The organism is Streptomyces sp. RLA012 (assembly GCF_056270325.1).
The window spans coordinates 4,183,954-4,204,875 of record NZ_JBWDPA010000002.1; the positions used below are offsets into that span (position 1 = coordinate 4,183,954).

The window sequence follows — 20,922 nt, forward strand, 5'->3', positions numbered from 1 at the left end:
GGGGGTCGTCAGGCCTTCCTGGTCTCGTACCGCAGGAGTACGACACCGTTGCCGAAGGTCCGCGACTCGACGAGCCGCAGGTCGGTCGGGGTGTCCGACTCGGGGAACAGGGGTTTGCCGCGGCCGATCAGCACCGGATGGACGTACACCCGCACCTCGTCGACCAGGTCGTGCCGCAGGAACGTGGCCGCGAGGTCGGCGCCGCCGAGGCCGAGGTCCCCGCCGGGCCGCTCCTTGAGTGCCCTGACCTCGTCCGGTACGACGTCGCGCACGATCGTGGTGTTCCAGTCGGCGTGCTCCAGCGTCCGGGAGTACACGATCTTCGGCAGGTCCCGCCAGATCCCGGCGAACTCGGCCACCTCGGCCGTACTCTCCGGGTCCTGATCGGCTGTCGGCCAGAACTCCGCCATCAGCTCGTGCGTCACCCGCCCGTCCAGCAGGCCGCCGAGCTTCTTGATCTCCTCGTTGAAGTGGCGGTGCAACTCCGCGTCGACACGGTGCCAGTCGATCTCGCGGTGCGGTCCCTCGATGAATCCATCCAGGGACACCGACATCATCAGGACGATCTTCCTCATCGCATCCTCGCCGGGGTCGTTGCCAGGCCGTTCCGGGAGCATGGTGACAGGAGGCTCAGCCAGTCGGCCAGGACTGCCTGGACCGTGTCGCCCCTCCGGAATGCAGCGGCGTCGGGGCGGCCACTCCCCCTGTCCCGCACGGTGATTGGCAGATTCCGGCCGCCTCCCTGGCACCCAGCGCAGTACTGATGCTGTTGGCCAACCCGGTCGGCCACGTCGGCTCCGCGGCACGTGTGCCGGAAACCGTGAACACTAGATCGATCTAGTGCTCACGGCTTCCGGCGAGAGTGTTCCCTTCGGCGGATTTGCCAACAGCATCAGTACTGCCCTGATCCCCGTTGGCCTGAATCTGCCCATCACCCGGCCGCTCAGGCAGCGCGCTCCTCGAAGCGGAACTCAGGGGAAGTGCGCGGGTCGATACTGGCGCCCGATTCGAGGGCGGTGGCCAACTGCTCGATCAGCTCCAGGGTTGGATCGACCCCGCTCTCCTCGATGGACTCGATGTCCTCTTCGGACATCCCGGCCCGGTGCGCCAGCTGAGCCGTGCTCCAGCCCAGAGCCGAACGGCGGTCGTAGACCGCTTGAGCGAAGTCCATCCGGCGTCCCGCGGCACGGTAAGCGGGGTCCTCGCGGTGCTCGGGCGGCACTTTCCAGCTGGTGTGGTATCCGCTGCTCATCATCGGGCCTCCTCGCCCCTACTGTTGACGTCGTGCTCGGCCACCGGCGGGTGCTCGGCCTCGCAGTACTTCCGCACCCTTTGCGCTCTCAGGACCTCTTCGTTCTCCCGCATCTTCGCCTTCCGGAAGACGGTCAGCAGGACGGCCCTTCGGCCGGGCGCCAGCCAGTACGTGACGCGGATGGCGCCGATCCGGAGTTCTCGAAGGCCGTCACCGAGATGACTGGCGAGAGGACAGGGCAGGGCCGTGCCCTCGGCGGCGAGTCGGTCGGCGAACCTTTCTGCGGCCCTGTGGTCGGGCGGGGAAAGCGTCTCCAGCCATGCGCGCGCTTCTGGCTCCAGCTCGATCGTGAAATCACCATCCGGCTCTGGCATCGCGTTCCGTTCTCGTCAGATGTCCGGTCCCATCTCCAGGGGGTACCTGCGGCGGACCTGGCCGCTTCGCCGCGGTATCACCGGATCGTGGTGGTCGTGGACCGTTGAGGCTGGTCCTGCCCAAGCCGGGACGCGGGAGCATGCCCCGTGTCCCGGCTTGGAGGTGGTCATGGTCGGCGCGCTCGACACCGTCGGCACCCGCACGGCGGATACGCCGACGTGGGCGGTACGGGGTCAGCCCGGCCGCCGATCAGGATCTCGATCTTGCCTCGGTCCTCGGTGACGGCACCCTCCGCGTCGACTTTGTAGACGCGGAGGGTGAGTCGTGACCGGTGGCGGGTGGATTCCAGAAGTTCCAGTACGTCGGTCATCGGCGGGTAGTGATCCGCGCACTCCTGGCATGCGTACACGTTGAAGCCGGGGCCCGTCGGGGCGTGGACTTCATGGACCAGGACGGGTTCGTCCGTCGTGCGTTGACAGCGGGCACACATCCGCAGGGCAGGTCGCGTCATCGGGCGGCCACCGGTACGCGTACGCCGTGGATGCGGTCCGGGCCAAAGTCGATGCCGAGGGTTGCCAGGTAGGCGGCGCGACGGGGCTCGCGCCGGCGACGGCGTTCGGCCGGGTCCAGGACGTAGGGACGTACGAGGTGTGACGCACTGCCGTCGAGCGGTTCGGTGAAGCGGGGCGGCGGGGCGTGTGTGATGCACAACGTCGGGACCGCGCCTAAGCGGTGGCGGCCTCGGGGGCGTGGGGTGCAGATGCTCAGCATCCAGGCGAGGGTGCGGACGGTAAGGTCCAGCATGTTGACGCTCCTAGAGCAGCGTTGGCCATGCCCCCGGGCCGTCCCAATCGGTCGCGGGGGTCTTCTTCTGCTTCACCGTAGGTCCACATGTAAGCACCTGTCTATAGCTATGCGCTTAAGAGGCCTGCTATGCCTATCCCCCAGCCCCTACGTACAGTCCACCTGTGTTCGAATTCGACCCCACGAGGCCCAAGTGGCAGCAAATTGCAGAGGTGGTCCGGGCAAGGATCGCCAGCGGCGAGTACCCCGCGCGCGGACTCATCTCGGAAGTGAAGCTGGAGCAGGAGTTCAGCGTCGCCCGCGTGACGGTGCGCAAAGCCACTGCGGCTCTACGTGAAGAAGGCCTCATCATCACGACCCAAGGCATGGGCTCCTTCGTCGCGGAACGATAAGTGCGAGAAGAGAGGGTGAGGGGCATGCCCGCAGAGCACTCCGGCAACAACGAGGGCCTTCGGGAGACCGCCCACCTACTGCGTTCCCCCGAGACGCCCTCGGCTGCTCCGCTCGTAAGCGCACCAACTGCCTCGTCGACGACACCCTCCGTGCCCCTACGGAGGCGTCGGCAAGCCCGAGCCCCTCAAGCACGCGCAGGCCGGGGCCTGGTCCCGGGCGCATCACCGATCAACACCGGCTGGTGTACCTGCCCCGGAACGACGAGGTAATCGTGCTCCAAGCCCGCTACCACTACGAATAGGGCCTCAGCTTGCGTTGGAGCCTGCCGTCGCGCCCCTCGGGAACGTCACCTCCACGCGGCGGTTCTTCCGGCGGCCCTGTTCCGAGGTGTTGTCCGCGATCGGGTAGTCCTCGCTGTAGCCGCGCACCTCGAAGGTCACGTCCGTCGAGCCGAGCGCCGCCGCGAGCTCGTCGTGGACGATTTCCGCGCGCCGCTTGGAGAGGAGCAGACCGTGGGCGTACGAGCCGAGGTTGTCGGTGAAGCCGAAGACCCTGACCGTCGTCGCGTTCTGCGCCTTGATCTCGTCCGCGATCGCGTCGATACGGGAACGGGCATCGGGATTCAGCTTCGAACTGTCCTTGGGGAAGAGCACCTCGGCCTGCAACGCGAACGTCACGTCCGAGTTGGTGTCCTCGCGCCGCTCCTCACCGCCGAGGTCCTCCACCACCGACTTGATGTCCAGCACCTTGGCCGGCGCGAGCGTGGCGCCGTCGGCGAGCTTCAGGCCCGGGCTGTTGGCGTCCACCTCGGGGGGCGGGGAGGTGGTGACACTGCCCGGCGGCGCGCTGGGGTCGGTGCCGTCGGCGTGCGCCGGGCCGCCGGTGAGGCCCAGCGCGACCAGGACGGCGAGGGCCGTGAGCGTCGTCGCGGCGGTACGGGGTGGGAGGGCCATGGCTACTCGCCCTCGGAGATCGTGATGGAGGCGGGGGGCATGGAGCCGACTTGGAAGTCGACGGTGGTGGTGTCGGTTGGGGGGGCGGGGAACTGGGCGAACCAGTCGGCCGACTGGCCCGCTTCCACGCCTCCGCCGTCGAACTTCGTGCAGAGGCAGCGCCCTTGGGTGTCGCGCAGGACGAGGTACTTCTTCTTGCCCTTGCTGTCGATCAGGGACGCTCCGGCCAGGGATGCGCCGTTTCCGCTCAACTCCCGCTCATCGCCCCGCCAGTTCGACGCGATCCAGAACTGACCGCCGCCGTTGGTCACCTTGCCGCTCACGGTCACATAGTCGCCCTGGTCACGGACGGCCGAGGTGATGGTGAGTGTGATGTCGCCGCCCTTCACCTCCGCCAGTGCCGCCTCCTGGCTCTGCGTCTGAGACGCCTGGGGCTTGCTTCCGCTGTCGCTCTTGCTCGACTGGGAGGAGGAGGAAGCCCCGTTCGGCTTATCGCCGCCGTCTCCCCCGCCGCAACCGGACACCGTGAGGAGCAACCCAGTCGTGATGGCCACCGCGGCCAGTGCGCGTCGGCCCTTCATGGTGTGCCGGAGATCCATCGGTACGGCTTCCTCTCACTCGGCCAGATGCACAGAGAACAGCACGGACGCGTCCGGAAGGTCGACCGGATCGAAATTTCCGGGGTCGATGTCGACGGTCTGGCCGTCACAGTCCAGCTCAACGGGTTTCTGGGGATCCGCGGCCGGGTCGAAGTCACAGCGCGGCTGGATGACGGCGACGGCATGAGCCGTGGCCCGTCTGTCCTCCGTACCGGGAATGATCGACTTGCCGACCGTGTAGTTGGTCTGGATGTCGACCCGGTATCCGGGATAGCCGTCCACTTCGGTGGGTTGGGCTCCGCCCTGGACAGTCGAGTCGTTCTCGGCAGCCAGCTGCTGAGCTGCGGCGGCGGCCCCCGTCCCCTCCGGGTCCTGCACGCCGTCGAGCCAGTCCAGCCAGTTGTCCTCCTGGCCGATGGCGTCGCCCAGGTTGGTCATCAACTCGTCACGGGCGTCCTGTGCGGCCGCCAACGCCGCAGCGTCCGCCGCGGATTGTGCTCCGTTCCGGGCGGACGCTGCTTGGGCGAAGACGAAGAAGGCGAGCGCAGCGAAGAGCAGAATCCCCGTCAGCCAGATGTAGATGGGGAGGGTCTGCCCTCGGTCACTGCGGACCGGTCGGCTCAGCCACCACCGCCGGTCACCTGGGTGACGGCCGTCCGAATCGCATTCGAGATCAACCCGTCCAGGCCGATCTGGTCGATCAGTGTGAAGATCCCCGCGATGATGATCATCAGGCCCGCGTACTCCACGAACCCGGCCCCCGCGTCCCGCCTCTCGCCCCGCATCCGGGAGACAACAGTCCGCTTCCACCTGTCGAACCTGTTCATCGTCACTGCCCTCCCGCGCGACGCAACTACCGACCTGAGCACCGTACGTGAGAGCACGCCTACTCCGGGTGGGCCCAGGGGCCCAACTTCCGATGGGTGGAGTCATCGGCTCCACCCCTCCCGTGCCGTGCCCAGCCAGTGGGCGATCGCTTCGCTGCGCGAAGAACTGTGCAGCTTTGCGAAGATGCGGTTGATGTGGTTCTTGACGGTCTTCTCGCTGATGAAGCAGGCGGCGGCGATCTGACGGTTGTTCATGCCGGCGGCGATGAGGTCCATCACCTCCACCTCCCTCGAACTCAGGTCGAAGTTGAGCCGGTCGGGCACACGACGGCGAAGCCTTGCCGGGTAGCCGGGGCGACCCTTTGACGACTGTGCCATAGATGGTTGCAGATGCGAAGAGAATTGGTTCGGTTCGTACGAAACACCGAGTGAATCCGGGACAGTGGCCCTCGCCCGGCTCATCTCGCGCACGGCGGAGATCAGTTCGGCGGCCGTGAACTCGCCGTGGACGAGATAGCCGACCGCGCCGCGGCGCAACGCCTCGGCCACGACCTCGGGTTCACGGCTGTACGTCAGCATCATCACGGGGGCGAGGCGGGCCAGGCCCGGCAGGGCCGTGAGCCCGTCCGTGCCGGGCATGCGGACGTCCAGGAGGACGACGTCCGGGCGCAGGCGGGTCGCGGACCTGAGGGCCTGCTCGCCGTCGGCGGCCTGTGCGACGACCTCGATGTCCGGGTGGCCGCCGAGCAGCGCGGTCAGGCCGGCCCGCACGACGGGGTTGTCGTCGGCCACGAGCACGCGGAGGTTCGGGCCGGAAAGTGCCTGGTCAGGCATGTGCGGCCTCCTCTTGGGGGGTGTGGGGAGGGTGGGGGACGGCGGAGCGGAGCGGGAGGGTCAGATGGACCTCCGCACCGCCTCGCGGGGCGCGGCCCAGGTCGACACGGCCGCCGAGCGAGGCGGCTCGCTCCGCCATGCCGAGCAGACCGAAGTGGCCGGTTCTGGTCAGGTCGTCGAGCACGACAGCGGGCGGCAGACCGATTCCGTCGTCCTGCACCCGTACGGTGAAGGCGGCCCCCGACACGTCGAGTTCCACCGTCACCCCCGTCGCACCCGCGTGGCGGTACGCGTTCTCCAGTGCCTCGGACACGATCGCCAGGACGTGGTGGGCGATGGCGTAGGGGAGGATCGGGCGCCCGCCCCGGTGTCGGACCGATGTCGCGAGGTGCGTGCGGGACTCGAAATCGCCCGCACGTGAGGTGAGTTCGGCGAAGACGTCCATGTCGGGGGTCGTGAGGTCGGTGTGGCGGCGCAGGTCCGACAGCAGGTCGCGGGACTCCTTCGCCGCCCTGCGGGCCGCGCCCGCGACGATCGTCGCCTGCTGTCCCAGCGTGCGCGGGTCCGAGTTCTCCGAGGAGGCCGAGGCGGCCAGGGCCTCCGCCGCCAGGGCCAGGCCGTGCAGGGTCTTCGCGACCGAGTCGTGCATCTCGCGGGCCAGGCGGGCCCGTTCGGACTCCACGGCCTCGGCTACCGCGAGGCGTGAGTTCGCCTCCGACAGCGCCTGGCTCGCCGTACCGAAGCGGAACATCAGGTTTCGGAGGGTGACGCCGATGACGCCCGCGCCGACGCAGAAGCCCGCGACGAGAAGGGTGTTGGCGCCGGCTCCGGGGTGGTGCTGCCAGGCCCTGTACACCGTCACCAGGACGATCAGCTGCAGCCCCGTGAAGATGCCGGAGCCGCGCCAGCCGTACAGCAGGCCCGCGAGCAGCGGGGTGCACACCGTCGCGTACGCGAGGGGCGACGCGGGGGACGCCGTCAGGAGCAGGACCGCGCCGAAGGTCAGGTCCACCGCCATCAGGGTGGGGTGTGCGAGGAGGCGGGGGCCGAAGCGGTCCCAGTCCCTGAGCATGGCGTACGAGCCCATGACGCCGAGGACGGCGGCGGCGAGGACGGTGTAGTGGGGCGGGCCGTCCGTGGTGTTGGTCATCGCGAACGGGGCGCCGATCGCGATCGCGGCGAGACGGACGGCGAAGGCCTGGCGGCAGAGGGCCTGCAGGGCGTTGAGCTGGAGGCGGACGCTTCCCGGGGGCGGGGCGTCGTCGGCCAGATAGCCGGCGTCGGCACCCGCGCCGTCCTCCGGGGGCCGGCCCGTGGTCGCGCCGTGGAGGCCGCCGCCCGAGTCGGTGGCGGCCGGGTGCCGCCGTGCCCACGCCCACGCCCACCCCGATCCCGACCCCTGCCCCTGCCCCTGCCCCTGCCCCTGCCCCTGCCACGGCCACGGCCACGGCCACGGCCACGGCCACGGCAAGAGCTGTGACAGCCAGGGCAACGGCGTACGGCGGCTGTTCATCAGCGGCCCAGGATCGAGCCGAAGTTCGTGCCCGACCCCAGGAACATGCCGGTGGCGATCAGGATCATCGTCGCCGGGAGCATGAAGACGAGGGTGACCATCGTCGCCTTGGGGATGGTCTTGGCCGCGCGGCGGCGGGCGTTCTGGGCGTCGGTCCGGCGCATGTCCGTGGCCAGCTGGATGAGGGTCTCGGCGATCGGGGAACCCAGCTCCTCGCCCTGCTGCAGCGCCGAGACGAACTGGGCCACCTGCTCGGAGGAGTTGCGCTTGCGCAGTTCGTCGAAGGCCTGGCGGCGGCTGACGCCCATGTCCATCTGGCGGAGCGTGATGCGCAGCTCGTCCGCCCACGGGCCCTCGTACTTCTCCGCCACCCGGTCCAGGGCCTGGCGGAAGCCGAGGCCCGCCGAGACCACGACCGCCAGCACATCCAGAAAATCCGGGAGGGTGCGGTCGATGACCTCCTTGCGTTCGCGGACGGCCTGCCAGATGAGGGCGTCGGCGGCGGACAGCCCGAAGGCCAGCGTGAGGACGGCGAGAAGGGGGTGGCCGTTCGAGAGGAAGATGAGGCCCAACAGGACGCCGAAGACGCCGTACACCGCGCGGCGGGCGGCGTAGCGGTTGAGGGTCAGACCGCCGGGGTTGCCCGCCATGTCTATGCGGCGGCGCTTGGCGTCCACGCGGCGCGGGCCCATCAGCCGCAGCACGGTGGGCGCGAAGCGCATGCCGAGGCGGTCGACGGCGGACTCCGCCGCGGAGACCCGGGTTCCGCCGACCTCCAGGGCGAGCGCGAGGTCGCTGGGGAGTTTGGCGTCGGCGCGGATCATACGGATGCCCAGCAGGGCGCCCGCGACGGCCCCGGCCGTCAGCAGGGCGAGCAGCAACGCGAGCAACGTAACCCCTCCTCCCTCAGACTTCGATCTTGCCGAGACGGCGGATGACGAAGAAGCCGACGGTGTAGAGGGCGAGCGAGATCAGAACGAGCGCCTGGCCGAGGCCGGAGCCGGTGACACGGGCGAGGGCGCCCTCGTTCGAGGAGTTGATCAGGAGCAGCGAGCCCAGGCCGAGCATCGGGACGGTGAAGGCCGTGGCGTTGACCTCGGAGAGCATGGTGCGGACCTCGCGGCGGGTCTCCTTGCGGTCCTCCAGGGTCTGGGTGAGGTTGCGCAGCGAGCTGACGACCGAGCCGCCCGCCTTGTTGGCGAGGACCAGGGTCGTGACAAGGACGATCAGCTCGCGGGAGGGGAGGCGTTCGGAGAGCTCGCCGAGGGCGTCGTCGATGCTCCGGCCCATCGTCAACTGGTGTGCCACATGTGCGAGTTCCTCGCCCGCGGGTGCTTCGAGCTCCTCCGCCGCCATCGCGAGTGCCGTACGCAGGGCCAGTCCGGCGGCGGTGGCGTTGGCCAGCAGGCGTGCCACGTCGGGAAGTTGGTTGATGAAGGCCTCGATGCGTTTCTGGCGCTGCCAGTTGAGGAAGATCGCCGCGCTCCAGACACCGACGAGCCCCGCGATCGGGCCGAAGAACGGAGCGAGCAGCGACGCCGCGAGCAGCCACAGCGCGACGACGAGGGCGGTGACGTAGGTGGCGAACTCGCCCGCCGTCACGTCCAGGCCCGTCGCCGACAGACGCAGATGGATGGTGCGGCCCAGGCGGGTGCGGCGCAGTCGGCGGTCGATCGCGGCGAAACGGCGTACCCGGCCGGCCGCGGTGCGCAGGGGGCCGCCACCGGCGAGGCGGTCGACGAGCGCCTGACGCTGGGCGCGGCCCGAGGCGTAGGTGTGGACGCCCGCGACGGCGAGGGTGCCGCACAGGACGGTGGCGCCGAGGGCGAGGAGTGTGGGGTCCTTCATGGCTGCCTCCCTTCGGGGGCGGGGCTGGTCATCCGATGGCCTGCCTCGTGTCGAGCGGGTCGAGCACCTCGGCGACGCCGAAGGCGGGCGGCAGCGACTCGTTGGCGACGTACAGCTTCTCGGCGACCGGACGGGGCAGCGGGAGGTGTTCGAAGCGGCCGTGCACGACGCGGTCGGGCCCGACCGGGCGGGGCACGAAACGGGTCACGGGGATGACCCGGAACTGTTGGCGGCCGTGCGAGATCAGCAGCGCGATCTCGGTGACCTTGCGGGAGCCGTCGGCGTGCCGGGAGAGCTGGACGACGACGTCGACCGCCGAGTTGATCTGGTCCCTCAGCGCCTCGAAGGGGATCTGGACCTCGGACATCGAGCCGAGGGTCTGGAGCCTCATGAGGGCGTCCTCGGCGGAGTTCGCGTGGACCGTGGCGAGCGAGCCGTCGTGGCCGGTCGACATGGCCTGCAGCATGTCGAGGGTCTCGCCGCCGCGGACCTCACCGACGATGATGCGGTCGGGTCGCATACGGAGGGAGTTGCGGACCAGGTCACGGATGGTGATGTGGCCCTTGCCCTCGACGTTCGGGGGCCGGGACTCCAGGCGGATGACGTGTTCCTGCTGGAGCTGGAGTTCGGCCGAGTCCTCGATGGTGATGATGCGTTCGTGGGAGGGGATCAGGCCGGAGAGGGCGTTGAGGAGGGTCGTCTTCCCGCTGCCGGTGCCGCCGCTGACGATGAGGTTGAAGCGGGCCCGTACGAAGGCCGCGAGCAGCATGAGCATCTGCTCGTCGAGCGAGCCGAGGTCGATGAGTTCGGGGAGGGTGTACGCGCGGGGGAAGCGGCGGATGGTGAGGGTGGGCCCGGTGAGGGCGAGCGGCGGGATGATGACGTTGACACGCTCGCCGGTGGGGAGGCGGGCGTCGACCATGGGGTTGGACTCGTCGACGCGCCGGTTGACCGTGGAGACGATGCGCTCGATGGTCTGCATGAGCTGTTCGTTGGAGGCGAAGCGGAGGGGGAGCTGTTCGACCCGTCCCGCGCGCTCCACGAAGATGGAGTCCGGCCCGTTGACCATGATCTCGGTGATCGACGCGTCGGCGAGGAGCGGTTCGAGGACGCCGAGCCCGAGGGCCTCGTCGACGACCCTGCGGATCAGCTGGGAGCGTTCGGCGGAGGAGAGGACCGGGCCTTCGCGGCTGATGATGTGGCCGAGTACGCGCTCCAGGCGTACCCGCCGTTCGGCTGCCGCCAGGCTCGACATCTCGGCGAGGTCGATCTCCTCCAGGAGCTTGGCGCGGTAGACGGCGACGAGGTGTCCGTCCTCGCGGGCGGGCCCTGACTCGTCGGGGGTGGAGAGTCGGCTGCGCAGGCTCATGGGTTCAGCTCCTCCCGGTCGTTCGTCGGTTCGGTCGTTCGTCGGTTCGGTCGTTCGTCGGTTCGGTCGTACGGGTCGGCTTTACGTCGGCTTTATGTCGGCTGTACGTCGGCTGTACGTCGGCTGTACGGGTCAGTCGTCGGTGGGCATGGTGGCGCGGCGGGTCACGGTGTAGGGGCCCAGGAGAGGGATGACTCCGGGGACTCGCACGGTGACCGTCGCCGTGGTGAGGTCGGGTCCCTCGGCGGGTGTCACCTCCGGGTCGAGCCAGCCGCTGACGGCGGCCTGTCCGGCCGCCGCGCCCGCGCCGTCGCCCTCCTGCGAGGCGACCCGTGCCGCCGCCCGCGCCCCCGTCCCGGCCTGGTTGATGCCGTACCCGATGAGACCGAGCTGGATGGCGGCCATCCCGATGACGAGCAGGATGGGCAGGAACCCGGCGAACTCCAGCATGGAGACGCCCCGGTCGTCACGGAGCCGACGCCTCGGCCTCTTCGGGAAGGGCCTCATCCGTTGTCGACCCCCTCCAGCGCGGCGCCCGCGTCCCCGTGCACGCGCCACCCGGCGTCGAAGCCGGGGAAGAACAGGGGCACGTCGACGTCGACGCCGGCCTTCATGACCGAGCCCGCCGGGGCGCAGTCGATCGTGGCGCCCCTCCAGGCGCCGGGCAGGTGCCTGTTCCCCGCCGCCGCGCACGCCCCGTCGACGTCACCGTCGACCGCGTACGCAGCCGTCGCCGCCCGCGCCGCCTCGTCCGCCGCGTTCCCGGCCAACGAGTACGAGTAGCCGTACAGCACGCACTGCCACAGGATCGTCATCACGACGAGCAGGATCGGGAACATGCCCGCGAACTCCAGAGTCACGGCTCCCCGGTCGCCGCCCCGGCGCCGCAGCGCGCCCCGGTCCGAGGAGGCCTTGCGACGCCTGCCGCCACCACCGCCGGTCTCCTGGGCGACCACCAGCCCGAGCTCCCCCGCCAGCGCCCACAACGCCTGCTTGACCGTCGAGCGGGCGTCCAGGTCCTGCAGGCGTCCCGCGTCGACGACGGACTGGAGTTCCTTGAAGGCGGCGGGGACGGGGGTGCGGGCGACCTTGGTGCCGGTGACGCGTTCGACCAGGGAGGGCTGGATCTCCGTACCGCGCGCGAACCGGTTGACGACCGTGGTCGTCTCCTCCGCCTTGCGGATCTGGAGGCGGTCCCACATGCGGACCATGCGTTTGGCGGCGCGCACGGCGACGACGTCGGGGGTGACGAGAAGCAGCGCCCGGTCGGCCATCTCGACGGCCGCGGCGGTCGCGGAGTTCATCTGGGCGCCGCAGTCGACGACCACGACGTCGTGGCGGGAGCGCAGGGCGGACAGGACCTGGCGGGTGACCCGGTCGGTGACCTCCTCGCCGCGTTCGCCCTCGGCCGGAGCCAGCAGCAGGCCCACTCCGCTGTCGTGGATGTAGACGGCGTCCTGCAGGACGCGGGGGTTGATGTCGCTGATTCCGGCGAGGTCGGCGATCGACCTGCGGAACTGCACATCCAGGTAGGACGCCACGTCCCCGGACTGGAGGTCGAGGTCCACCAGCGCCACGTCGTGTCCCGACGCCCTGGCGGCCAGGGCGAGTTGGACCGCGGTCACGGTCGCGCCGACGCCGCCCTTGGCGCCGGTGACCGTGACGACGGTGCCGCCGGGGCCCGCGTACAGCTCGGGCGTGCTGCCGCCGAGGTGGCGACGCATGCCGAGCGACCAGCCGGCGGCGGCCTGGACGCGTTCGGCGAGGGCGTCGTAGCTCAGGGGCAGGCCGATGATGCCGCGGGCGCCGGAGTCCATGGCGGCGGTGAGGACGCCGTTGCCGGTGTCGGCGGTGATGAGGACGACACCGACCGCCGGGAAGCGCATCACCAGGTCCCGGATCAGGTCCAGGGCCGGGACGGGGCCTATGCGTTCATGGACGAGGACGACCTCGGGCAGCTCGTCCAAGGACTCCGCGGCGAGCCGGGCGAGGGTGTCGAGGAGCGCGGTGGAGTCGGGGACGGGCGGCGCCGGTTCGGCGTCGGCGAGCTGGCTCAGCAGGGTGGTGAGCGCGCGGGCCGAGTCGACGTCGCCGACGGCCGGGAGGATGCGGACGGTCATCGGCACGGCCCCGTCGCCGCAGCCGTCGCCGCCATCGCCGCAGCCGTCGCCGCCATCGCCGCCGTCGCCGCGGCCGTCGACGTCATGGACGGCCCTCGGCGCGGCTCCGTCGCCGTCCGCCCGGTGGGCGGCCATCGGCGCGGCCCCGTCGCCGTCGACCTCGTGCGCGGCCATCGGCACAGCCCCTTGGGCGTGGACCTCATGCGCGGCCTCCTACTTGTCCTCGTCGAGGGTGTACGTGCGGTCGCCGGGGGCGACGGTCGCGTCGGAGCCGCCCGCGACCAGGGCGAGGCGGACATGCTCGGCGAACGACTCGGCGTAGGCGACGCGCTGGGCGTCCGCGGTGTCGAGCGCGAAGGTGATGGGCACGGCCTGGGTCGCGCTGTTGCGGCGGTCGGAGCTGGACTGGCCGGGGTCGAGGGCGGTGAGCTTGCCGACGTCGATGACGCGGGCGTTCTCGACGATGAGCTTGGACTGGTCGATGCCCTTGCCGTTCTCGGCCTTGAAGGTGGCGTAGATGTTGACGCGGGAGCCCGGGTCGATCTTTCCGGCCACTCCGGTCGCGGCGTCGATCATGATCGCGATCTCCTGCTGCCCGGCCGTCAGCTCGGGCCGGTTCACGATCATGTCGGTCTGGAGCAGGGAGCCCTTCTCCAGCCGGGTGACGGCGATCTTCCCGCGGATCTGGGTGAGGCTGGTGACAGCGGTGGACGACAGCCACCGCTCGGGCATCGAGATCTTCTGGAACTGGTCGGCCGAGAGCTCTTTGTAGGGCGCGATGTCGCTCTTCAGGCGGTACGCCGCGACCTCCGGGCCGACCTTGGAGTTCACGTCGCGGATCACCGAGAGCACCCCGGCGAAGGCGCCCAGGGCGCACAGGACCGAGAGGACCAACAGGATGACGCCGCGGCGCTGGCGTGAGTTCATGACGCGGACAACCTCGATCGTGGGGCGGGGACGGCGGGGTCGAGCGGTCGTGCCTGGTGTTGTTCGGCGGGTCGTTCAGCGGGGCGTTCAGCAGGTCGTTCGGCAGGTCGTTCGGCGTGTTGTTCGATGTGGCATTCGGTGCGCTGTTCAGAAGGTCGCTGGTGCTCGGTGTGATGTTCGGCGTGTTGCTCGGCCGTACGGACGTGCCCTACGTGGCGCCTCGGGGCAGGGCGCGTACTGAGGATGCTGCCCGCACAGTGGCCACCGGAAGCTCAGGAGGCGGGGACAGCGGTGCGGCACAGAACCCGCAGCGGTCACCGATGAGTTCGAGACCGCACCAGTGGCACTCCTCCCGTCGTACGGACGACACGAGCTGGTAGAGCACGGAGACGTCGTACAGCCCGGCGGCGAACTCGGCCAGCTTGGTGGTGCCCCACCAGCGCGCCGACTCCTCCGGCAGCGGTACGGTCACGACGCCCTGCACGCGCCAGTCGGGCGCGAGGGTCGCCGTGACCCAGTCGGAGGGCGGCTGGCCCGCGGCGACCAGCAGCCGGGTGCTGAACTCGGGCCCGGCGAGCTCGTCCTGCCCGATCCGCACGAGCTGCGGCCGCGGATTGGCCAGTACGGCGAACTGGGCGCCCGGCACCCACGACTTGGCGTGCGACTTCAGTGTGACCGGGACCCGGTCCAGCTTGGCGACCGAGCCGAGCAGGGCGCCGGCGTAGATGTAGTGGGCGAGCAGCCGGGCGGAGGAGGCGAGCACGCCGGGGCTGAAGTCGCAGACGGACAGCTGCCGCAGCTGCTGGGCCAGCAACGCCACGCCGAGCGGCGGCAGATCGACGCCGAGCAGCGCGATGCGGTCGCTCTCCAGGACGGAGCGGACGGTGTGCAGCCGCTGGGTGACCGCCCCCTCGACCGACGCCGGGTAGAGCGAGATGACGTACCCGTGCTGCTCGATGAGCGCGTGCATGCCGGTGAGGGAGCTTTCGAGACTTTCGAGGGGCTGGACCACGGCGGGCGGAGTCTGCCGGTCGTGCGGCGGGAGCACCAGATCGGGACTGGTGACGGCTATCGCGGTCGGCACGCTGCACACACCCCGTTCACTGTGGCGGGGTGGTCGACCACCGCCTCAGATGGCCCCTGTGACGTCCTCTTGCATCAGCACCATATCCACGGCATGGCCGCCTCAACACCGAATCTTCCAGATCAACTCACGGAAGGTACGGCTTGATCAACGGAGAGTGAGGCGAATATGCCACAAGTCGCCCACTCCGTGGGGGCGTTGGCGAACTCGGCGGACCCCGAAGACCGCCGGAGGTCTTGACAGCCCAATTGGTCTGGACCAACTTGTACATCGACGGTGGCCACCGTTCCGCACCCCTCCCTCATTCCCCCATGCCCCATCCCCCCACACCTCCCCCACCTTCCCGGAGGACCCCGTGGACCGCGTCACACGCACGCCCGCACGAAGAGGGGCGGTCGCCCTGGCCGCCGCCGTCACCGCCGCCGTCCTCTCCCTCACCGGCCTGGCCGGCCAGGCCCAGGCCGCGGACGTCAACAACGCCAAGAACGGCGGCTACGAGTCGGCCCTGAGCAACTGGACGTGCACCGCAGGCAGCGGTACGACCGTCTCCTCGCCGGTGCACGGCGGCTCGGCCGCGCTCAAGGGCACGCCCGCCGGGCAGGACAACGCCCAGTGCACACATCCGTCGCGGTCAAGCCCAACTCGACGTACACGCTGAGCGCGTGGCTGCAGGGCGGGTACGCCTACCTGGGCGTGACGGGCACGGGCACCACGGACGTCTCGACCTGGACGCCCGACTCCAGCTCCTGGAAACAGCTCTCGACCACCTTCACCACGGGCGCGTCAACGACCTCGGTGACGGTCTACACGCACGGGTGGTACGGCCAGGCCCCCTACTACGCCGACGACCTCTCGGTGTTCGGCCCCGACGGCGGCGGAGGCGGCGACCCGGCCCCGACGATCCCGGCGGCGCCGGCCGGCCTGGCGGTCTCCTCCACCACCTCCTCCTCCGTCTCCCTCTCCCGGAACACGGTGTCGGGCGCGACGGGCTACAACGTCTACCGGGCCGGCACGAAGGTGACGGCGGCGGCAAGGACTTCAGCGACAGCGGATTCGTAATCACGCAGGCACTCTGCGTGATTACGTGACCGCTGTCGCCGCTGGGCGGAAACCTCGGGCTGAGATGCCCGAGGAGGCGGAGACGTAAAACGCCTGTGGAGGCTGGGTAAGTCCGGGACTCGTCCCGGCGCCGACCTGTGAAGCAGGAAACCACCGAGGCTCCTTCGCGTGGAGCGGTAGGAACCGTCCGTGCGCACACGGGCGGGAGCGCCAATGGCAGAACTTCAACAAGTGACGCCACACACCATGCCCGGCTGGGTCGCCTTCACCCTCGACTCGGCCGGGCTCGGCGGCTACACCGTCGACCAGTTCAAGGCGGACATCAAGGCCAAGCAGGCCGCGGGCAAGAAGGTCATCATCTCCATCGGCGGCCAGAACGGCACGGTGTCCATCAACGACTCGACGTCCGCGGCGAACTTCGCGAACTCCGTCTATTCCCTGATGCAGACGTACGGCTTCGACGGCGTCGACATCGACCTGGAGAACGGCCTCAACGCGACGTACATGACGCAGGCGCTGCGGTCGCTGTCGTCAAAGGCGGGCTCGTCCCTGGTCATCACCATGGCCCCGCAGACGATCGACATGCAGTCCACGTCGAACGCGTACTTCCAGACCGCCCTGAACATCAAGGACATCCTGACGGTCGTCAACATGCAGTACTACAACAGCGGTTCGATGCTCGGCTGCGACGGCAAGGTCTACAGCCAGGGCTCGGTCGACTTCCTCACCGCCCTCGCCTGCATCCAGCTCCAGGGCGGCCTCGCCCCGTCCCAGGTGGGCCTGGGCCTGCCGGCCTCGACGAGCGGCGCGGGCAGCGGCTATGTGTCTCCGACGGTGGTGAACAACGCGCTGGACTGCCTGACGAAGGCCACCAACTGCGGTTCCATCAAGCCCTCCAAGACCTACCCCGACCTGCGCGGCGCGATGACCTGGTCGACGAACTGGGACGCGGCGGCGGGCAACGCGTGGTCGAACTCGGTGGGCCCGCACGTACACGGACTCTGAGGATTTGAGGAGGAGCTGAGGAGCTGAGGAGCTGAGGACCTGAGGACCTGAGGACCTGAGGACCTGAGGACCTGAGGACCTGAGGACCTGAGGCTCAACCACCCGTGAGGTACGCTGCCGCGCTCGCCCGCGGCAGCGTCGCCCACATCCGCGTTCCGCCGCCCGGCTCCCGCGACTCCCCGAAGCCCCAGTCGCCGTCGCAGGCCCGGCACACGCAGGCCAGGACCCGCAGGGCCGCGCGGCGACGGGTGTCGCAGGCCGCGGTCAAGCGGGGGTGGGTGTGGCGGGGGTGACGGTCATAGACGGTCACGCGGAACGCGCCACCCCGGTAGCGAAGCGACAGGTAGAAGTCGGGGGAGTCGGTGAACTGACATGCTGCCGCCGTCAGTTCACCGACCGCCTGCAGTGCCGCGTCCATGATGTCGTGCAGGTCATGCGCGGTCAGGAACGCACGCGCGGCCGCTCTCGCGAGCGCCGGGCTGGCCAGCGCCGCCGGGAGAGTGAGGCTGTAGGCGAGGGTTTCGGGGCTGGGCCGGGCGGGGTCAGCGGGGTGGGCGGTCGCGAGGGGGCATGGGGACATCGATCCTCCTGGGGGGAGGGCAGCGGTGGCTTGTCGCGGGCAGAGGCTTGCGATGCACTTCCAACTGCCAAGAGTGGCTGGCGCGTTACCGAATGTAGGGATTACGGAGTCACTATGTCCATCACCTTGGGGATAATTACCCCCTTAGGGCGTGGACCTGTCCCGCCAGACGCAGGCAGACTGTCGCCATGGCAACCAGAACCACCCCGACGGAACGGCAGAAGCGTCTCGGTGCCGAGCTGCGCAAGATGCGCCTGGCGGCGGGAGCCACCACGGAGTACGCGGCGGGTCTTCTCGGCATCGACAGGACACGGCTGTCCAACATGGAGTCGGGCATCCGCCCCTTCTCGCCCGAGCGCGTCCGCACCCTCGCATGCAACTACGCCTGCACGGACGAGGGTTATGTCGAAGCCCTGGTGGCCATGGCAGACGGAAAGGAGCGCGGCTGGTGGGAGCGTCATCGGGGCACGCTGCCCTCCGGGCTCCTGGACATCGCGGAGCTGGAGTGGCACGCCACTCGTGTCCGGACCGCTCAGGTCATGCACGCGCCAGGGCTGCTCCAGACCGAGGAATACGCCCGAGCGATCTTCGCCGCCGTCCTGCCGCCGCTGACCCGGCTCGAGGTCGAACTCCGGGTCGCACATCGGATGGAACGCCAGCAGGTCTTCGAGCGGCCGGACCCGCTCCCGTACGTCGCCTACGTCCATGAAGCGGCCCTGCGTATGCCGTACGGCGGGGCGCAAGCGACCCGGCAGCAACTCAGTCATCTGGGCGCCCAGTCCGAGCGAGAGAACATCGAGGTCCGTGTGATCCCCACATCCAAGGGCGGGTTCCCCGGCGCGGGACACGCGGTGCTCTTCGCGGACGGGGCCGTGCCCCCGCTGGACACCGTGCAACTGGACTCGGCCCACGGACCGGAATTCACCCATGCCGAGGCTCAGCTCACGAAGTACCGTTCCCATCTGGACTGGATGGACGGTGCGGCGATGACCCCAGCAGCGTCACGCGACCTCATCCAACAGATCGCCCACGAACTGTAGGAGACGTCGTGACCGACCACATCGCCTGGGAAGACCCGTTCTGCGGCGAGGGCAACAACTGCTTCCGCCTCGGCACCGACGACCACGGCAACGCCTACATCGCCATAGCCGGAGCCGAAGACCACCACCTGACCGACACCCGCGAAGCCCTCCGCACCCTCATCCTCGGCATCAAAGACGGCAAGGCCGACCACCTGCTCTGAAACATTTTCGTGGGGCCACCGCATCAATGGAGTGAGGGCGGCGGTGCGGGGGACAACGGGGGGCGGTATGAGACAGGGCCGGGCGGACGGTTACACCGAGTTCGCGGCGGCGCGGGCGGGGCATCTCTACCGCTCCGCCTGCCTGCTCACCGGCGGGGACACCCATCTTGCCGAGGACCTGGTACAGGAGACCCTCGGTCGCCTGTACCTCCGCTGGCACCGGGTGTCCCGCGTCGGCAACCCCGCCGGGTACGCCCAGACCGTCCTCACCCGTACCTTCCTCGCCCACCAGCGGCGCCACAGCAGCAGGGAACGCGCCACGGACGTGTTCCCCGACCTCCCCGACCCGCACACGGCCGAGGCCGACACCCCCCTGCGGCTGACCCTGGTCGAGGCGCTCGGCCGGCTGTCCGCCAAGGACCGGGCCGTGGTCGTGCTGCGCTACTGGGAGGACCGCAGCATCGAGGAGACCGCCGAGGCCATGAACGCCAGCTCGGCCGCCGTACGCACCCGCAGCACCCGCGCCCTCGCCAGGCTGCGCGCCCTGCTCGGCGACTCCCTCGGCGAGCACGCCAGACCCTGACCCGGCGCCGACGACCTACAGACAGCCCTTACGGAGAGCAGAGAGGGTGGTTCGCCATGCCCGTTGACAGGCACGACCACGACCACGACGACCACCAGGACCGCTTCGAGGAGCGGTTCGGCGAGGCCCTGCACCAGGCCGGCGGGGCCTACGAGACCGACCGGCTCGCCCTGGTCGCCGACGGCGAACTGCGCGGCCGCAGACTACTGCTACGGCGGCGCAGGGCCGCCGTCGTGGCCGGCGCGGCCTCGATCGCGCTCGTGGGCTTCGGCGGGGCGCTGCTCGTGCCCGGCGACGGGGGCGGACAGCGGTCCGTGGCCACCGGCGCGAAGACCCCCACCGTCTCCGCCGCCCCCAAGCCGTCGTTCTCCGGCGACGAACTGGTCGGCATGCTGAAGAAGCTCCTCCCCAAAGGGGAGTTCAGCAAGGCGGAAGCCCGCGGCACGGACGCGCAGCTGCCGCCGTACGCGCAGGTCGTCTACGACGACGGCAAGGGCGAGGCGGTCGTCGCCGTCGGCCTCGACCGGGTCGTACCGGGCGGCGAGCAGACCCGCCAGACCACCGCGTGCCCGGACAAGACGCTGACGCCGTACGACAGCTGTGCCACGACCAGGCTGCCCGACGGCTCGGCGCTCAAGCTCTTCCAGGGTTACGAGTACCCGGACCGCCGCGTGGACACGAAGCTGTGGACGGCGGACCTCGTGACCCCCGAGGGGCAGCACGTCAGCGTGAGCGAGTGGAACGCCGCGGCGGAGAAAGGTGCCCCGGTCAGCAGGGCCGAACCCCCGTTGTCCACCGCGCAGTTGAGGACACTCGTCACGGCCGGCACGTGGCGTGACGTCGTCGACGCGATCCCGGTGGAGCCCAAGGCCCCGACGACCGCCCTGACGACCGCTCCGGCACAGCCCACGGGCATCGGCGGCGCCGCGATCGGGTCGGCGCTGGTCTCCCTGCTCCCCAAGGGCGTCGAGGTGGTCTCGAAGAGCGACGACGGAAGCGGCGAGTACGCGTACGTCGTCGTCGACGACGGCAAGGGGAAGAGCCTCGTCCAGATCAATGTGCAGCCGAACATGTCGGACGTCGAGGACCAGCTCTTCGGGCCGGGCACCCAGACGCTGCCGGACGGCACGAAGGTCGTCACGCGCAAGGAGCCGGGAGAGAAGGGCGGCTCAGGGGTCGTCATGTGGACCGCCGACACCATCAGGACCGACGGGTTCCGCGTGGTGGTCAGCGCCTTCAACTCCGGCAGCCAGGAGACGGCCGCGACGCGCGCCACCCCCGCGCTCACGCTGAAGCAGCTCAGGACGATCGCCCTCAGCGCGAAGTGGCGCGGCCTGAGCTGAGATCCCTCGCCGCGCGCACGACCCGGGCCCCGCCGGCCGCACCTGACCCTGTTGGCAAATCCGCCGGAGGGACCACTCTCCCCGGAAACCGTGAACACTAGATCGATCTAGTGTTCACGGTTTCCGGCACACATGCCACGGAGCCGGCGTGGCCAACCGGGTTGGCCAACAGCATCCGCACCTGTCGGCGGGGCCCGAGTCACGCCCGCGC

24 protein-coding genes and 1 pseudogene are annotated in these 20,922 nt (G+C 69.9%); 7 read left to right on the top strand and 18 right to left on the bottom strand.

Going from position 1 to position 20,922, the window contains the following annotated elements; genetic code table 11:
• Positions 1-8: 8 nt before the first annotated feature.
• The 4 genes from RV986_RS18820 to RV986_RS18835 all read right to left on the bottom strand — a co-directional run bounded on the left by RV986_RS18820 (position 9) and on the right by RV986_RS18835 (position 2,431).
• Positions 9-575 carry a dihydrofolate reductase family protein gene (locus RV986_RS18820; protein ID WP_475918531.1) on the bottom strand — a complete coding sequence of 189 codons (567 nt, stop codon included), beginning with the start codon at positions 573-575 and terminating at the stop codon, positions 9-11.
• 368 nt (positions 576-943) lie between these two features.
• The gene (locus RV986_RS18825; protein ID WP_475918532.1) at positions 944-1,255 is read right to left on the bottom strand and encodes a helix-turn-helix domain-containing protein; all 312 of its coding nucleotides are present in this window, start codon (positions 1,253-1,255) and stop codon (positions 944-946) included.
• Positions 1,252-1,626 (bottom strand): type II toxin-antitoxin system RelE/ParE family toxin, encoded by a 375-nt coding sequence (locus RV986_RS18830; RefSeq protein WP_475918533.1) that lies wholly within the window; start codon positions 1,624-1,626, stop codon positions 1,252-1,254. The genes RV986_RS18825 and RV986_RS18830 overlap by 4 nt, the downstream gene beginning before the upstream one ends.
• Positions 1,627-2,134: 508 nt before the next feature.
• Entirely contained in the window at positions 2,135-2,431 is a 297-nt protein-coding gene (locus RV986_RS18835) for a hypothetical protein (protein WP_475918534.1), read from the bottom strand.
• 164 nt (positions 2,432-2,595) lie between these two features.
• On the opposite strand from RV986_RS18835, the gene RV986_RS18840 reads away from it, so the two are divergent.
• Both RV986_RS18840 and RV986_RS18845 read left to right on the top strand, forming a co-directional pair.
• On the top strand, positions 2,596-2,823 hold the full coding sequence (locus tag RV986_RS18840; protein ID WP_475918535.1) for a GntR family transcriptional regulator: 228 nt from the start codon (positions 2,596-2,598) through the stop codon (positions 2,821-2,823).
• Positions 2,820-3,125, top strand: a complete 306-nt coding sequence (locus RV986_RS18845) for a type II toxin-antitoxin system YoeB family toxin (RefSeq protein ID WP_475924324.1) — start codon at positions 2,820-2,822, stop codon at positions 3,123-3,125. The genes RV986_RS18840 and RV986_RS18845 overlap by 4 nt, the downstream gene beginning before the upstream one ends.
• Positions 3,126-3,129: 4 nt before the next feature.
• On the opposite strand, the gene RV986_RS18850 is transcribed toward RV986_RS18845, so the two are convergent.
• The 13 genes from RV986_RS18850 to RV986_RS18910 form a co-directional block, all read right to left on the bottom strand.
• A complete protein-coding gene (locus RV986_RS18850) occupies positions 3,130-3,777 on the bottom strand; it encodes an OmpA family protein (RefSeq protein ID WP_475918536.1) in 648 nt (215 codons plus the stop codon).
• A 2-nt stretch (positions 3,778-3,779) separates the two neighbouring features.
• Positions 3,780-4,376: a hypothetical protein gene (locus RV986_RS18855; protein WP_475918537.1), complete on the bottom strand. Its 597-nt coding sequence runs from the start codon at positions 4,374-4,376 to the stop codon at positions 3,780-3,782.
• Between the two features lie 15 nt (positions 4,377-4,391).
• Positions 4,392-5,000 carry a pilus assembly protein TadG-related protein gene (locus tag RV986_RS18860; protein ID WP_475924325.1) on the bottom strand — a complete coding sequence of 203 codons (609 nt, stop codon included), beginning with the start codon at positions 4,998-5,000 and terminating at the stop codon, positions 4,392-4,394.
• Complete coding sequence (locus tag RV986_RS18865; protein ID WP_475918538.1) at positions 4,997-5,203, bottom strand: hypothetical protein; 207 nt, start codon at positions 5,201-5,203, stop codon at positions 4,997-4,999. Before RV986_RS18865 ends, RV986_RS18860 begins: the two co-directional genes overlap by 4 nt.
• Positions 5,204-5,305: 102 nt before the next feature.
• Positions 5,306-6,037 (bottom strand): response regulator, encoded by a 732-nt coding sequence (locus tag RV986_RS18870; RefSeq protein WP_475918539.1) that lies wholly within the window; start codon positions 6,035-6,037, stop codon positions 5,306-5,308.
• The gene (locus RV986_RS18875) at positions 6,030-7,550 is read right to left on the bottom strand and encodes a sensor histidine kinase (protein WP_475918540.1); all 1,521 of its coding nucleotides are present in this window, start codon (positions 7,548-7,550) and stop codon (positions 6,030-6,032) included. Before RV986_RS18875 ends, RV986_RS18870 begins: the two co-directional genes overlap by 8 nt.
• On the bottom strand, positions 7,550-8,440 hold the full coding sequence (locus tag RV986_RS18880; RefSeq protein ID WP_475918541.1) for a DUF5936 domain-containing protein: 891 nt from the start codon (positions 8,438-8,440) through the stop codon (positions 7,550-7,552). The genes RV986_RS18875 and RV986_RS18880 overlap by 1 nt, the downstream gene beginning before the upstream one ends.
• A 16-nt stretch (positions 8,441-8,456) precedes the next feature.
• Positions 8,457-9,398: a type II secretion system F family protein gene (locus RV986_RS18885; RefSeq protein WP_475918542.1), complete on the bottom strand. Its 942-nt coding sequence runs from the start codon at positions 9,396-9,398 to the stop codon at positions 8,457-8,459.
• 28 nt (positions 9,399-9,426) lie between these two features.
• The gene (locus RV986_RS18890; RefSeq protein ID WP_475918543.1) at positions 9,427-10,767 is read right to left on the bottom strand and encodes a CpaF family protein; all 1,341 of its coding nucleotides are present in this window, start codon (positions 10,765-10,767) and stop codon (positions 9,427-9,429) included.
• Positions 10,768-10,899: 132 nt separating this feature from the next.
• A complete protein-coding gene (locus RV986_RS18895; protein WP_475918544.1) occupies positions 10,900-11,274 on the bottom strand; it encodes a TadE/TadG family type IV pilus assembly protein in 375 nt (124 codons plus the stop codon).
• Complete coding sequence (locus RV986_RS18900; RefSeq protein ID WP_475924326.1) at positions 11,271-12,887, bottom strand: CpaE/TadZ family protein; 1,617 nt, start codon at positions 12,885-12,887, stop codon at positions 11,271-11,273. Before RV986_RS18900 ends, RV986_RS18895 begins: the two co-directional genes overlap by 4 nt.
• 213 nt (positions 12,888-13,100) lie before the next feature.
• Positions 13,101-13,814 carry a Flp pilus assembly protein CpaB gene (gene cpaB / locus RV986_RS18905; protein ID WP_475918545.1) on the bottom strand — a complete coding sequence of 238 codons (714 nt, stop codon included), beginning with the start codon at positions 13,812-13,814 and terminating at the stop codon, positions 13,101-13,103.
• A gap of 208 nt (positions 13,815-14,022) precedes the next feature.
• Positions 14,023-14,898, bottom strand: coding sequence for a hypothetical protein (locus tag RV986_RS18910; RefSeq protein WP_475918546.1), 876 nt, complete (start codon positions 14,896-14,898; stop codon positions 14,023-14,025).
• Positions 14,899-15,253: 355 nt separating this feature from the next.
• Between RV986_RS18910 and RV986_RS18915 the strand changes: the two are divergent.
• Positions 15,254-16,962: pseudogene (locus RV986_RS18915) on the top strand (glycosyl hydrolase family 18 protein).
• Positions 16,963-17,056: 94 nt separating this feature from the next.
• Here the strand turns inward: RV986_RS18915 and RV986_RS18920 are convergent.
• Positions 17,057-17,542, bottom strand: a complete 486-nt coding sequence (locus RV986_RS18920) for an ATP-binding protein (protein ID WP_475918547.1) — start codon at positions 17,540-17,542, stop codon at positions 17,057-17,059.
• Between the two features lie 188 nt (positions 17,543-17,730).
• Between RV986_RS18920 and RV986_RS18925 the strand changes: the two genes are divergently transcribed.
• From RV986_RS18925 to RV986_RS18940, 4 genes are all read left to right on the top strand, one after another.
• Positions 17,731-18,582, top strand: coding sequence for a helix-turn-helix domain-containing protein (locus RV986_RS18925; RefSeq protein ID WP_475918548.1), 852 nt, complete (start codon positions 17,731-17,733; stop codon positions 18,580-18,582).
• An 8-nt stretch (positions 18,583-18,590) separates the two neighbouring features.
• Positions 18,591-18,785: a hypothetical protein gene (locus RV986_RS18930; RefSeq protein ID WP_475918549.1), complete on the top strand. Its 195-nt coding sequence runs from the start codon at positions 18,591-18,593 to the stop codon at positions 18,783-18,785.
• Positions 18,786-18,852: 67 nt separating this feature from the next.
• Entirely contained in the window at positions 18,853-19,368 is a 516-nt protein-coding gene (locus RV986_RS18935) for a SigE family RNA polymerase sigma factor (protein WP_475918550.1), read from the top strand.
• 56 nt (positions 19,369-19,424) lie between these two features.
• Positions 19,425-20,711 carry a hypothetical protein gene (locus tag RV986_RS18940; protein WP_475918551.1) on the top strand — a complete coding sequence of 429 codons (1,287 nt, stop codon included), beginning with the start codon at positions 19,425-19,427 and terminating at the stop codon, positions 20,709-20,711.
• Positions 20,712-20,922 lie beyond the last annotated feature (211 nt).